Annotated in this window: 13 protein-coding genes; 9 read left to right on the plus strand and 4 right to left on the minus strand. The window is 43.4% G+C overall.

What is annotated here, in order from left to right:
* Nucleotides 1-140: 140 nt before the first annotated feature.
* The 4 genes from cysZ to K0625_RS00205 all read left to right on the plus strand — a co-directional run bounded on the left by cysZ (nucleotide 141) and on the right by K0625_RS00205 (nucleotide 3,564).
* Complete coding sequence (gene cysZ / locus K0625_RS00190) at nucleotides 141-914, plus strand: sulfate transporter CysZ (RefSeq protein WP_220107820.1); 774 nt, start codon at nucleotides 141-143, stop codon at nucleotides 912-914.
* 189 nt (nucleotides 915-1,103) lie between these two features.
* On the plus strand, nucleotides 1,104-1,736 hold the full coding sequence (locus K0625_RS00195; RefSeq protein ID WP_220107821.1) for a GyrI-like domain-containing protein: 633 nt from the start codon (nucleotides 1,104-1,106) through the stop codon (nucleotides 1,734-1,736).
* Between the two features lie 110 nt (nucleotides 1,737-1,846).
* Nucleotides 1,847-2,611, plus strand: a complete 765-nt coding sequence (locus tag K0625_RS00200) for a nuclear transport factor 2 family protein (protein WP_220107822.1) — start codon at nucleotides 1,847-1,849, stop codon at nucleotides 2,609-2,611.
* Nucleotides 2,612-2,646: 35 nt separating this feature from the next.
* Nucleotides 2,647-3,564, plus strand: coding sequence for an MBL fold metallo-hydrolase (locus K0625_RS00205; RefSeq protein ID WP_220107823.1), 918 nt, complete (start codon nucleotides 2,647-2,649; stop codon nucleotides 3,562-3,564).
* A 7-nt stretch (nucleotides 3,565-3,571) separates the two neighbouring features.
* Here the strand turns inward: K0625_RS00205 and K0625_RS00210 are convergent, their stop codons facing one another.
* From K0625_RS00210 to K0625_RS00220, 3 genes are all read right to left on the minus strand, one after another.
* On the minus strand, nucleotides 3,572-5,524 hold the full coding sequence (locus K0625_RS00210) for a tetratricopeptide repeat protein (protein WP_220107824.1): 1,953 nt from the start codon (nucleotides 5,522-5,524) through the stop codon (nucleotides 3,572-3,574).
* Between the two features lie 166 nt (nucleotides 5,525-5,690).
* A complete protein-coding gene (locus tag K0625_RS00215) occupies nucleotides 5,691-6,938 on the minus strand; it encodes a diguanylate cyclase (protein WP_220107825.1) in 1,248 nt (415 codons plus the stop codon).
* A gap of 99 nt (nucleotides 6,939-7,037) precedes the next feature.
* Nucleotides 7,038-8,177, minus strand: coding sequence for an RDD family protein (locus K0625_RS00220; protein ID WP_220107826.1), 1,140 nt, complete (start codon nucleotides 8,175-8,177; stop codon nucleotides 7,038-7,040).
* Between the two features lie 287 nt (nucleotides 8,178-8,464).
* Here K0625_RS00220 and cysK point away from each other — a divergent pair, with 287 nt between their 5' ends.
* Complete coding sequence (cysK, locus tag K0625_RS00225; protein WP_012325468.1) at nucleotides 8,465-9,433, plus strand: cysteine synthase A; 969 nt, start codon at nucleotides 8,465-8,467, stop codon at nucleotides 9,431-9,433.
* 48 nt (nucleotides 9,434-9,481) lie between these two features.
* Here cysK and K0625_RS00230 read toward each other — a convergent pair whose 3' ends face one another.
* The gene (locus tag K0625_RS00230) at nucleotides 9,482-10,096 is read right to left on the minus strand and encodes a TetR/AcrR family transcriptional regulator (RefSeq protein WP_333473824.1); all 615 of its coding nucleotides are present in this window, start codon (nucleotides 10,094-10,096) and stop codon (nucleotides 9,482-9,484) included.
* A 587-nt stretch (nucleotides 10,097-10,683) separates the two neighbouring features.
* On the opposite strand from K0625_RS00230, the gene K0625_RS00235 reads away from it, so the two are divergent.
* The 4 genes from K0625_RS00235 (at nucleotide 10,684) to nuoC (ending at nucleotide 14,138) form a co-directional block, all read left to right on the plus strand.
* The gene (locus K0625_RS00235) at nucleotides 10,684-11,115 is read left to right on the plus strand and encodes a CBS domain-containing protein (RefSeq protein WP_220107827.1); all 432 of its coding nucleotides are present in this window, start codon (nucleotides 10,684-10,686) and stop codon (nucleotides 11,113-11,115) included.
* Nucleotides 11,116-11,326: 211 nt separating this feature from the next.
* A complete protein-coding gene (locus K0625_RS00240; protein ID WP_012325471.1) occupies nucleotides 11,327-11,695 on the plus strand; it encodes an NADH-quinone oxidoreductase subunit A in 369 nt (122 codons plus the stop codon).
* A 53-nt stretch (nucleotides 11,696-11,748) separates the two neighbouring features.
* Nucleotides 11,749-12,339 carry an NADH-quinone oxidoreductase subunit B gene (locus tag K0625_RS00245; RefSeq protein ID WP_220108165.1) on the plus strand — a complete coding sequence of 197 codons (591 nt, stop codon included), beginning with the start codon at nucleotides 11,749-11,751 and terminating at the stop codon, nucleotides 12,337-12,339.
* Nucleotides 12,340-12,341: 2 nt separating this feature from the next.
* On the plus strand, nucleotides 12,342-14,138 hold the full coding sequence (nuoC, locus tag K0625_RS00250) for an NADH-quinone oxidoreductase subunit C/D (RefSeq protein WP_220107828.1): 1,797 nt from the start codon (nucleotides 12,342-12,344) through the stop codon (nucleotides 14,136-14,138).
* Nucleotides 14,139-14,145 lie beyond the last annotated feature (7 nt).

The following is a 14,145-nucleotide window of genomic DNA, read 5'->3' on the forward strand; positions in this document are numbered from 1 at the left end:
TTCTGGGGGCTACTTTACCAAAGCGAGCAGTATTTTGTAACGTTTTTATTGTACTTGGGTCTATTTACTGCTTGTCATCACCATCTGACTGGAACACAATCCATTTAAGCATTCTTCTAATTAATTATTGTGTCGACTTTATGAACCAAACTGCTGAAAGACCCAAAAAAAGTGGCGTTAACTATTTTCTTGATGGCTTTAGCTTGATCAAAACCAAAGGGCTAAGAAGTTTTGTGTTTATCCCGCTGATGATAAACCTAGTGCTATTCGCGAGCGTTATCTACTTCGCCATCGGCCAACTCGAACTGATGTTTAACTGGGTATCCTCTCAACTGCCCGATTACTTAAGTTGGCTAAACTTCCTCTTGTGGCCACTAGCTGTGCTCACCTTACTTGTGGTGCTCTCGTTTCTATTCAGCTCAGTAATGAACTGGTTGGCCGCGCCCTTTAATGGTTTATTGGCCGAGAAGGTCGAGCAGCACCTTACGGGAAAAGATCTCAACACAGGCACCACGGTTGACCTTGTTAAAGATCTTCCGCGTATCTTAGGTAGAGAGTGGAAAAAACTTAAATACTACCTACCCAGAGCAATTATCTGTCTGATTCTATTCTGGATCCCATTTATCGGGCAAACCTTTGCACCGATAATCTGGTTTATGTTCAGTGCCTGGATGATGGCGATTCAATATTGTGATTATCCATTCGATAATCATAAAGTTCCCTTCGACGATATGAAGTTTGCCCTTAACCAAACCAAAGGGAGCAGTTTTAGTTTCGGCGCCGCGGTCACCCTATTTTCAATGATCCCGATCGTCAACTTTATTGTGATGCCAGTCGCCATCTGTGGTGCCACATCCATGTGGGTGGATAAGTATCGTGAAGCCTACAAACACCCTGAGATTGCGCCAGAGTAAGTTCTCAGTTAGCCGTACTAAGGGGGCACGATAAAGCCCCCTGTTGATTCAATGCCTGATTAAACCGCCAGTTCAATTTCTCCATCACCTCTCAATGTTGCAAGATAACCAACTAGTACTAACTCCTTACTTACTCACTGCTTGCGCAGTGTTATTGTATTCAAATAACAGATAATTAAGGAAGAACCCATGTCTGATAAATATGAGTGGCGTAAAAAGGAAAAGAGTCTCTATATCCCCAAAAATAAGCCCGAGTTGCTTGAAGTTCCGCCGTCAAACTTCATCACTCTGTCAGGCGAAGGTAGCCCCGAAGATGCGGTATTTACAGAGTATATCGGCACGCTTTACTCTCTGGCTTATACGATAAAGATGCATCCTAAAACAATGACGACAAAACCAAGTGGCTATTTCGATTTCACCGTCTACCCGTTAGAGGGTATTTGGGATATCAATGACAGGGCTAAAGCAGATTTCTTAGGCACAATAGATAAGAAAGACTTGGTCTATCAGCTGATGATCCGCCAACCTAAATTTGTCGACACAGCCCTCTATGAAGAGATGCTCCACCTTGTAAAGAGCAAGCGAGATAATCCGCTATTAGAACAGGTAAAGTTTACAACCATTGCCGAGGGAAGATGCATTCAAATGCTGCACTTGGGACCATTTGAGAATGAGTCTCACACCTTCGAAGAGATGGAATCTTTCGCACAAGCCCAAGGCTTGACACGCCGCTCTAAGGTACACCGAGAGATATACCTTAGCGATCCTCGTAAAGTCGCTCCAGAAAAGCTGAAAACAGTACTAAGGTTTCAAGTGATATAACCATGATTGAAATAGAGCAGCAAACGCTGTAGGTTAAATTTTATTTAGCAAAATCTTATATAGCTAATTATTGCCTGAAATAGATAAACTCAAGGTGAGATGGAGCCTCTATGACCTCAAGACGAAAGCAGCTTATTCATGCCCTACTCAAAGGAATAGAAACTGGCGATCCTGAATCAGTAAAGGTCGTCAATCAAAGTAAGTATATTCAACATAACCCCCAAACTCACGAAGGTGACGAAGGGTTAGCAGCCCTGTTTAAGAGACTTTCCAAAACCTCTCCCCGAGTCAACATAGTACGGATTTTTTCAGACGGCGATTTTGTATTTGCTCACACAGAATATGACTTTAGTAGCCAAAGAGTTGGATTTGAGATGTTCAGATTTGAGGGAGATCAAACCGTAGAGCATTGGGATAATATTCAAAGTCGCCAAGGGCCCAACTCTGCAGGCCGCAGTATGGTTGATGGTATTGCAGAGGTATCAGATCTTGATAAAACCGAATCAAATCGTGAACTTGTACAATCATTCGTTAATGAAGTCCTCATTGGCCGACAACTAAATAAGCTGTCTCACTACATAGATATTGACCACTATATCGAGCATAACCCTAAACTCAGCAGCCTGTCATCGGTTCACGTGGCTTTATCTGAGTCCGATATAGATGGAAGGTTTTCAATGCGGTATGACAAATCACACCGAATATTGGCTGAGGGAAACTTTGTATTATCAGCCTGTGAAGGTCACTACCAAGGTCAACATAGCTCCTTTTATGATCTATTTAGGTTAGAGGCCGGAAAAATTATTGAGCACTGGGACACCAGAGAAGTTATCCACCCAAAATCAGAATGGAAGAACAATAACGGTAAATTCTAATACGCGGTATAAGTATCACTTTGGAGGGAATAAAGATGGTAAATAAAACGAGTTTATTTCTAATTTTAACGGCGATGATGCTCCAACTCACCTTCAGTTATCAGGTTACAGCTCAAGAGCATGTGTCAAAAGTAGTTGATGACGTATACCGTTATGGGGATCCTAATTTAGGCTACTTCTCCATGTTTATCATCACTAATGATGGCGTCATTGTGATAGATCCCATGAATACTACTCACTCTCAAGGCCTATTGAAGGCGATCCAAAAAATCACTAAACAGCCGATACGCTATCTTTTGCACAGCCATAACCATTGGGATCATGCGAAAGGGGGACAAGTTTTTCAGAAGCAAGGCGCCAAAATAGTTGCACATAAGGAAGCGGCTCAATGGATGAAGGAGAATCCCCATGGTGAGTTAGCCATGCCCGATGAGGTATGGATCGGAAAACGCAAAGATATTGAACTTGGCGGCAAAAAAATTGAACTGCACTATTTTGGTATTAATCATGGTTTGGGAATGACCGCGTTTCTGCTACCCAAAGAGAAAGTAGCCTATATCGCAGATATTGTAACGCCAAAGCGCATGCCCTTTTCAATTGCTGACTTTAATATTAAGGAGCTGATGAGGACACTCGATGAGCTTGAACAGCTGGATTTTACCAAGGCTGTCTTTTCACACTCTTATGCTAAGGAAGCTGTTGGAGGAAAATCAGATTTAGCCGATACCAAAACCTTTTTTATCGATCTACAGCAGGCTATCTTTGCGGAGTTTAAAAAAGGCACCAGGTTTTATCAGATGCCAAATACCCTTAAGTTACCAAAATACCAGCAGTGGGCTTTCTATAATGAGTGGCTCCCCATCAACACTTGGAACATGATGTTTCAAGTAGAGATGGGCTCTTTTCCTTGGCGAGTTGAATCAAACTCTATCGAAGAAAAACCCAAACAGTAAACAATCACTATTGGGGCCGACTCTGAAGCTGTTTCAATTTTTTAAGGATTAGGCCCGGTTGAGCTGCAACCTTGCGACCATGGATTAAATAGCGTAACGCCTGCTCATGTTTGCCAAGTTTAATATACGTTTCAGCAATAGCGATATAGGAGCGAGTATGACTTGGGTCAATCTCCAAGGCCCGCTTAAAGTGGGCAATGGCCTGCTCCCTAAGCCTCTCTTTATTCGCCAAGTAGCCTAAGTAGTACCAAGCTATGGCGAGATTATGCCGCTGAGATATTGCCTTTTGAAAACGCTTCTCAGCTTTTTTATAGTTCGAGTTATTAAGCTGCAGTAATCCATAATTAAAATTAAGATCAGCAGAGTTTGGCAGTTGCACCAGCGCCTGTTTAAACAGACTTTCCGCCAGCTCTACCTTCCCCTGAGTGAGCATAGCAACCCCATATAGCTGCAGAGCTTTAGGGTTAGCCTTCTCTATTTCAAGTGCCCTATTCAATGTTTTCTCAGCGTCTTGAAAGCGTTTTAAATTAATCTGAGCATTGGCTAAAACTAGCCAAGGGGTGATCTCTTTGAGCCCAGATTTCAATAGGTTGACCTGTAATTTATCCACCATGCTAGGAGAGGTAAAACTTTGTAATACCGATACCGCTTTATAGATCTCACCTTCGGCGTGTTTAGGAGATAGGTTGGGTAACAAAAAATCAAGCGCATTGATTTTCGGGGCAACTTTATCCATAGGGGCGAGTCGCTCTCTGGCTGAAGCACTTTGAACTTGAATACGGTGATCTGTCATCACCGCATGGATCACATCTTGAGTACGCCTTTTAGGCATATGACAACCAGTACAATCCTTACTGTTTTTAATATCCTCAGAGACAATCGCTTGATGTGGAGTGTGACAGTTTTTACAGACAGCAGAGAAATGCTCAACTCTCTCCTCTTGGGTTACTTTTTTGTGGGGGTTATGGCAGCTAATGCACGTTAGCTTGCCCTCACTTTTTAAATAACAGGGACTTTGTAAAAAGCGATAGCCTTGGTGGTTAATCTCAAATCGCTCACTTTTTGGCAGCTCTGCATCCACGACATCGACATGTAAGAGATAATCATTGATAAACTCACTGGGACGAAATGAGTAGATAGGTCGGTCAAAACGGCGCTGACCTACGATAGCGCCAGATGGCAGCAGATGACACTGCAAGCATACCGAGTCACGCTGACGATTGGAAAGTTTGGCAGGGTTAGTGATCGCATTGCGGATATCTGTTAAAGACTCTACATCGAGTGCCGTTTGAATATGCTTAGCACCTGGACCGTGACAGCGCTGGCAACCCGTGCCATGGGGTAAGTTTTTAGGAAATAGATTTGGTTTCCAGGCAATATCGCTGCCCTGCTCTACCTGAGGATATGCGTTATGACAGAACATGCACTCACGGTTCACCTCTCTTAACACCCCTGAGTGATCTTTTTCCTCAAATCCGGGGTGCATCTGCCACTCGCCAGTTTCAGAATACCAATCAATTGGAAGCAGAAAGAGCTGGCCATTTTCAGTTTGATACAGATAGCTACGCACCTTATTACCAGAGCCTAAAAACCAATCTACTCTCTGTTCAAACAGGTTAATCAGCTTACCATCAGCATCTTTTTGATAACGCTTGAAGATGATCTTACTATCGGTTTTTTGCATCTGGTAATAGCGCTGACTCGCGCTTTGATACAAAGGCTCAGCATTATAGTTCGCAAGCGCATGTTCCACCTTTGCCGGAAAAAACGAGTTTGCCATTCCCACCTCTTGATAGGATTGATACAACTCATTGTGACAAACTGCACATGCCTTGCTGTCAACGAAGCCTGCCGCGGCTCCGGTAGTGATCTCAAAGCCAAGTGGAGCTTGCAACTCTTCGGTAGAATAAACGGGGAGACAGGTGAAACATAGGCACACAAGGAGGAGCTGTTTGAGCAAAAAATTGTCCATAAGATGATATTATTTTTATTATATTGATTGCGCTAAACAGAGCTCGGCAAACTCCCTTCAAGCAGTTTCGCACAATGATTAAACCGTGAGCCACTGAGATAATTCTTCCTAAACCACTCAATAGCCTCTATTTAATAACAGTTCACAAAGTCGTTTACTCATTCCCTTCAATACAGACTAAGTTTCTACCCAGCTCTTTTGCATCATAAAGTGCCTTGTCAGCACGTTGTAATAAGTCATCTAAGCTCTCATCGCTGAGCCCAGCAATGCCTGTACTTACAGTAACATTAAGCGGCCCTTGGGAGGTCTGGATTGACTCAATCTCAAGTTGAGCACGAAACTTATCCATTAAAGAGAAGACCTTATCCTCATTCAAACCTCTAAATGCAACGGTGAACTCCTCACCACCAAAACGTGCAACCGTAAAGTGTTGACCAAAGAAGTGCTTCAATCTAGCAGCAAACTCTACCAAAACTTCATCACCAACATCATGACCATAGGTATCATTTACTTTTTTGAAAAAATCGATATCGAGCAAGGCAAGGGTTAAGCTGGTTTTTTTCTGCTCAATCTGTTGCAGCTGCTCTTCAAACAGATTAAAGAAATAGCGCCGATTATAAACACCGGTCAGATAATCTAAATTTGCCTGTTCCCAGAGTTTCCTGATCATATCTAAGGAGTCTAGCGTGTTAAGTACCCGACAATGAAACTCCTCATGAACAAAAGGTTTCTGCAGGAAATCGTTAGCACCGTTTTTGATAAAGCGAGCCGACAGACTCTCATCATCATCACTTGAGAGGCCAATAATCGCGAGCTCCTCCCGAGTAAAGCTCTCTCTGACCTTTAAAATCAAACCAAAGCCATCCAAACCGGGCATATTGTAGTCAGTGATTAACAAGGTAATATCGGGCTGAGACTTCAATATCTCTAGTGCCGATAAGCCATCATCAGCCTCAATCACCTGAAAGAGTTGTTGCTCAAGTAAACTTCTAACAAACTTCCGACTCACCATCGAGTCGTCGGCGACCAACACTTTAACCTTCTCATTACGCTTTAGTCGTGTAACGAGCCTAACCACATACTCATAGCTAAAACGGTTCTCTTTTAAAATATAATCAACGATGCCCAGTTGAAGCAGACGTTTTCGCTGCTGACCATCTAAGCTACCAGTCAATACTATACAAGGTGTCTGATGCCCCTGAACAAGTTTAACTATCTCTCCCTCTTGCGCATCCGGCAGGTTAAGATCGGTAATAGCCACAAAGTACTTATGCTGGGTTAGAAGTAGTCTGGCTGTGGCCATATCTTCAGCAAAATCGACTTCGCAGCCCAGCTCTTGTGCGATAAGGTGTTGTAAAATACGAGACACAACCCTGCTGTCCTCGACGACTAATATTCGCAACTTACTCTCCTAATACTTCAAATCGCAAAGTAATTAACTCCATACCCACCTCGACCTTAATTCACCAATTTCTTGATGTCGATAGTAAATTTCAATGAATTAATCTCCCTGACGTTCAGGTATATCACAGGAGCTAGGCTCCACTTGTTTCAATCTATTAAGATCGATGACAACCGTCGCCGAGATCTTATCTTGAATCGCTTGTCTATTCGCATCCCAATAGATCTGTAAAAAACCCAACAATCCTGTCGCAAAACCAGCACCATAGCCACCATAACGACCAAAAGCATCCCAGAGGGATAAACCAGTTCCATCAAGTTGCACCACCCTAATGCGGAACAATTTTTTCCCCAATGTCTGACCATCAAACCAGGCGGTAAAGACGGTAAAATAAAACGCTGCCCAGCCAAATCCTAAGCCCAGATCATTGAGCATACCCTTTGCCCATGAAAGGAGACTGTATTTATCGCCCTCTTCCACCTCCTCAAACTCTTGTTTATCAAGCTCTGAAAGCTGCTTTTCAAGTTTACTTGACGCCTGAGATGGGAGTTCTTCGATAGGCAGTGGTTGTGCTATGACTTCATCGACATCAGGGTCTAAGCTTGGTAATGGCTCGATGCTCTTATTGCTATCAATGGGAGGAAGCGCTACTTCAACTCTCACCAATAACGCTTTTTGTTCAGCAGCCGAAAGGGGGAGCTCCTCAATAGCACCTTTTAATACCGAGCTCTTCTCAGCATAAGTTAAACTTGATGTTGTAACAGCGGGAAGTAGCTCCGCCAGTTCGCTTTCTGCACAAGCCATATCACTACACTGACTAAAACTGACCAGCTTAGGCGCGTAATCAAGTATCTCACCTAACACTTGAAAGGAGCTAAGCTCAACACCTTCAACCTGCTTCCCCTGCTCTTGTGAAGGAGTATTTGAGGAAGTAGTGGTAATGAGATTATCAAAAGCGACAAAGATCATCATGACAAACATGAGTGAGTAGAGTCCCCACTTGAAGATCTTCCCCAATTGACGACTTTTTTTCTGAATAAGTAAGGTTAGGCCAACAAGAAGAATAAATACCCAACCTGCCTGCTCAGCTAAAACAGCCACCAGCAACCCATCAATGATCATGGCTCCCCCCCTTTTTAATGGGCTGGCTAGGGGGCTATAAAGAAGTTCTGGAGCGATCTCAAAAGCGAAAGGAGTTACCATTGTTTTAGAGTCGACACTGGGATTTTCCCTAATCATATCAAGTCACTTTCTTATTATTTTTAATTATTGTTATCCAGTTCAAAGCCAAGCGTTTACACCTTGGCTGAAATTAAACTATATTCAATCACTAAACTCTTGAGATAGAGGAGTTTTAATAATTCGCAGCAATAGATTAACACTTTTACTACTAAAACAATTTAGGTTTTATTAATAAGAACTAATACATTAATAACCAAATGGAATAAAGAAGAACAAACAATCACTTCTAATGCCGTCAAAGGTCATTATCATTTAAGTACTATATTGTTAGGAGCAAGCGACCCATGAGCAAAATTTTCGAAGACAATTCACATACTATCGGTAACACCCCTCTTGTTCGTCTTAAGCGCGTTAGCCCAGGTAATGTATTAGCAAAAGTTGAAGCTAGAAACCCAAGCTTCAGCGTAAAATGTCGTATCGGCGCCAACATGATTTGGGACGCTGAGAAAAAAGGAACATTAACTCAAGATAAAGAGTTGATTGAGCCAACATCAGGTAACACAGGTATTGCCCTCGCTTATGTGGCTGCAGCCCGTGGTTACAAGCTTACTCTGACCATGCCAAATACAATGAGCTTAGAGCGTCGTAAACTGCTCAAGGCCCTAGGTGCTAACTTGGTGCTTACCGAAGGTGCTAAAGGCATGAAAGGGGCTATTGATAAAGCGGAAGAGATCCGTCAATCAGCACCAGAGAAGTATGTTCTTTTACAGCAGTTTGATAACCCAGCTAACCCTGAGATCCATGAGAAAACCACTGGACCTGAGATCTGGAATGATACCGATGGTGAAGTCGATGTTGTTGTCGCAGGTGTCGGTACTGGTGGAACCATTACTGGTGTTAGCCGCTACATAAAAAATGCGCAAGGCAAGGCAATCACCTCTGTTGCTGTTGAGCCGGTTGACTCACCTGTCATTCAACAGACCATTTCAGGTGTTGAGGTTAAACCTGGTCCACATAAGATCCAAGGTATTGGGGCTGGCTTTATTCCTGGCAACTTAGATCTTGAGATGATTGACCGCGTCGAGGCTGTCTCTAACGAAGAGTCAATTGAGATGGCTCAGCGTCTAATGAAGGAGGAGGGGATCTTAGTTGGGATCTCTTCAGGGGCCGCAGTTGTTGCTGCCAACCGCATTGCAGCTCTGCCGGAGTTTAAAGATAAGAATATAGTCGTTATCTTACCTTCTGCAGCCGAGCGCTACCTGTCATCTATCCTGTTCCAAGGTGAATTTGGTGACGCTGAAAATATTCAGTAAACATACCTCTCTGAAGGCATAAAAAAACCAGGCTAAGCCTGGTTTTTTTTATGCCTCAGATTTTAACTCCCTGTGACCAATGATTTTTCGAACGCTAGCGTTAACAATAGATTCAAATTGGGCTTTATCTTCATCAATATTGCCCCTCATCACATATTGATACTCAAGTAGCTTAATCAACCCCAGCACCTGATAGGCATCGGCTAGACAAGTATCAGACTCTAGCTTTTGAAAAAAGAGCGTTATTGTCGCTAAAAATGAATCATCTAAGGTTTTGATAGCCCCTGCCAGTTGACGATTTCGCAGCGCCTCCTCATGAAAGGCCATCTCTAAAATCCTATCGTCACTATGCTTAACCTGTTCACGAATATGCTCACAGATAAACTGGGTTAAATATTTCACTAGATGCTCATCATCACGACTCTTTCCATCCTCACCTAGAAAGTTTATCAACTCAAAGCTGCGAGCTTCCAAGGCCTTGTTCATCCATAGTGTCTTCTCCGCAAAATAAGTTAAAGAGTCACTGATCAAGACTTTAATATCTTTGAAGTAATAGGTGGTAGACGCTAAAGGAACTCCCGCCTCTTTGGCCACGGCTCTGTGTCGTACACCACGTATCCCCTCTTTAACAATAAGCCTAAGGGTAGCCTCAAGAATAGTCACCCTTCTTGCTTCTCAGTCACTGCGGCTTGTCTGACGACCAATATAGCTCAATGGGTGGCTCATCACTCTTCCTTTAACCTCTATCAAATAACAGCCTATAGATTCAACTTGCACACATCTTATGTGAAAACCCTATCTGTTTTCAGCTAATACCATTTAGTATAAAGATGTAGTCACTCAGCGAGAACTTAGCGCTTGTGAGACAAGGAAGCGAGTGAAGGGCATAGTTGCTCTACGATCAAACTCGATGACGTAGTATTCAGAAGCGCTAAGACTCGCCTTTTAGGAGCGTTTTAGGCTGCCTACTTCTTCGTTGAATAACTTCCCAAGGGAGTCACCATTACTTCAGTTATCCGCCTTGAACTAGTTTGCCTAAAACAGCTCTGAGCTGACTACTGTCTTATACTAATTGGTATAAGATTTTCATATCAAGCTAGCCGTAGATAATTTCTCTATATTCTTCAACAAAATTTTTTTTTCAGACTAACCTTATAAATAGTGGAATAAAAATCAACCAAAGAGTCATCCACTCATCATTAAGCTCACTATGGCAGACAAGACTACCTAGTTGCAATTAAGGGGTTAAAATGGAATCAATTAAAATATCCAGCTACATGAATAGACGTCCAGTAACCTTTACTGTTGATATGCACATTGCTGAAGCGGTTGAGATATTTCTTCGCGCAAAACAGATTGGCGGACCAGTAATAGATGAGAATAATTACGTCGTAGGTTTCCTCTCTGAGCAGGACTGTTTAATCAAGATGCTTGAAGCCACTTACCTAAATGAAAATCATTATGTGGTGGGCGATCTCATGCATGATAAACCCCTCACTGTTCGTCCAGATGGCTCCGTCTTAGATCTGGCTCAGCAGATGACCCACGCAAAACCCAAAATTTACCCCATCATAGATGAATCCAACAAACTCATTGGTGTTATCACCCGCTCAGATGTTTTAAAGGCAATTGATGATCAGTTAAAAGCTATGTACCAAGATGGGCACTCTCGTCTGGTTTAATCATGGCAAGGGTTTAACTCGTTTCTTTTCGCTATTTGAAGGCTTTGTAGTATCAAATCAGAAGTATTTGGCGAGACTTTTAACATATAAATCCTGCTTTAAAACTTGATCATTGTTCATAAATCAGGCAGCTTGCACATTACTGTTTATAATTTAACCAGCAAAAAACAAGCTAATAAAATATAAGAAACAAAGAATAAGGCGCTAGGTTATGGTATCTGCGAGTTTTATTTTTTACTCTTTCGCTATCATCATTGTCACTTTGACAATGCTGCTCGTCTCCCATGCGCTCAATCCCAGAGGTCAAAAAAGGAAAAATAGCTACCCCTATGAATCAGGTATTGTGCCCGTGGGGGATACAAACATCCGCTGGAACGTTAACTACTTCTTAATCGCTATCTCCTTTGTCATCTTCGATATCGAAGCCGTTTACCTCTACCTATGGTCCCTTGTCGTACTTGAAACCAGCTGGCCAGGATTAACCACAGCTGGACTTTTCATTTTAGCCCTGTTTATTGCTTTGATATATGAGATTAAACAGGGTGCGTTCAATTGGGGTAAAAGACAACAAGGGGAGTAGCCATGCGCTGGCAACTGAGTAAACCTGAGATAATTCCAACCTCAACTCAAACCATGCAGGAAGTCGTTGAGAAAAACCTGCTTGTTACTCGACTCGAAGATTTAGTGGCTTGGGGTCGAAGCAACTCTCTCTGGCCTTTTAATTTTGGGCTCTCCTGCTGTTATGTTGAGATGGCCACCTCCTTTACTAGCCGTCATGATATCGCCAGATTCGGCTCAGAGGTGATACGCGCCACTCCCAGAGAGGCTGACTTAATCGTGATATCTGGTACGGTTTTCCTTAAGATGGCACCGGTCATCAAACACCTCTATGATCAGATGTTAGAACCTAAATGGGTGATCTGCATGGGATCCTGCGCTAATTCAGGCGGCATGTATGATGTCTATAGTGTGGTGCAAGGTGCCGACCGCTTTCTTCCTATCGATCTTTATGTTCCAGGCTGCCCTCCCAGACCCGAAGCCTTAATGTACGGTCTGACACTACTTCAGGAGGCGATTAAGGATGGTGCCCCCCGCCAAGCAAGACCACTCAATCGCACTATTACCCCCGAAGAGATACAAGCGTTTGTCTGTCGCAATATGCGTGATGAAAAGCACGAGCAGAGGATCAAAGCCGATAAGCTCACACCGCCAGATGAGGTGTAAGCATGAGCATATTCACTCAGGAGGTATCAGCAAAAAATGGCCAATCAGGCAACATAAAACAGATGTTAACTCTGGAGATGTTACCTGAGCTTAAAAGTTTATTAAGCGACTCAGTAGAGCAGCAAAAATGCATCGACGGCATACTCACACTCTGGATAGATAAGATAGAGTTAATCCCAGCCCTTAAATTGCTTAAAACCATGCCCCAGCCCTTTGATCTTTTACTTGATCTCTACGGCGTCGATGAACGGTTAAGGCTAGATAGAGACAAGCTACCCGCACAAGATTTCACCTTAGTGTACCAACTCTGCTCGATTAGCCGTAATCAAGATATCAGGCTCAAAGTCGCGCTGGCCAACGACCAAGCAGATATCCCCAGCATTACCGCGTTCTGGCCATCGGCTAACTGGTATGAGCGTGAAGCTTGGGATATGTTTGGTATCGTCTTTAATGATCACCCCAACCTCTATCGACTGCTGCTTCCTCCCACATTTAAGGGTCACCCGCTACGTAAAGAGTTCCCTTGTAGAGCCACTGAGACTGAAGCCTTTAGCTTAGACGATGAACGTCTGGCCATTGAACAGGAAGCACTCAAATTCGATCCCAAACGCTGGGGAATGGAGCAGAGTAATAAAGACAATGACTATCTGTTTTTAAATTTGGGACCTAACCATCCCAGTGTTCATGGGGTTTTTCGCATCGCCCTGCAACTCGATGGCGAGCATATCATCAATTCAGTGCCTGATATTGGCTACCACCATAGGGGGGCCGAAAAGATAGCAGAGCGCCAGACATGGCATGGCTTTATTCCCTACACAGATAGAATCGACTACCTAGGGGGAGTGATGAATAACTTTCCCTATATCTTGGCCATTGAACAGTTAGCCAATATACAGGTCTCCGCGCGGGTCAAATGTATCCGAGTCATGCTGGCTGAATGTTTTAGGATCTTAAGCCATATGTTGTTTTTTGGCACCTTTGCTCAAGATGTTGGTCAACTCTCTCCCATTTTCTACCTGTTTATCGACAGAGAAAAACTGTTCGGGATCATCGAGGCGATAACGGGAGCACGTATGCACCCAAGCTGGTTCAGAATTGGTGGGCTTGCTCAAGACCTTCCCAAAGGCTGGGACACCATGATGCAGGAGTTTGTCGATGAGTTCCCCAAAAAACTCGACGAGTATGAAGTGATGGTGATGCAAAACAGCATACTAAAGCGGCGCTCAATCGGTATTGGTCAATACAACACCCAAGAAGCCTTAGATTGGAATATCACCGGCGCTGGTTTACGTGCCACGGGTCTAGAGTGGGATCTGCGTAAAGCTCGCCCATATTCTGGCTATGAAAATTATGATTTTGAGGTTCCTACTGGACACAAAGGTGATGCCTACGACAGGTGCCAACTTAGGGTTGAGGAGATGAGACAGAGTGTCAAGATTATCCAGCAATGCATCAACAACATGCCGGAGGGCGAAGTCAAAGCCGATCATCCATTAACCACGCCACCAAGCCAGCGTAGCAAGCATGATATCGAAACCTTAATTCAGCATTTTCTCAATGTCAGTTGGGGACCGGTTATGCCAAAAGGTGAGTCCTGTTTCGCAGTTGAAGCAACCAAAGGGGTTAACGCCTACACCATTATCAGTGATGGCAGCAATACCAGTTATCGCACTCGTATTCGTACCCCCTCTTTTGCTCACTTACAGATGATACCTAAAATGGCAAAAGGCTTAATGGTGGCAGATCTCATTGTGATCTTGGCCAGTATCGATTTTGTGATGGCTGATGTGGATAGGTAGGAGAGGT

Origin of the sequence: Shewanella nanhaiensis (genome assembly GCF_019457885.1) — a bacterium.
GTDB classification, from domain to species: Bacteria; Pseudomonadota; Gammaproteobacteria; order Enterobacterales; family Shewanellaceae; genus Shewanella; species Shewanella nanhaiensis.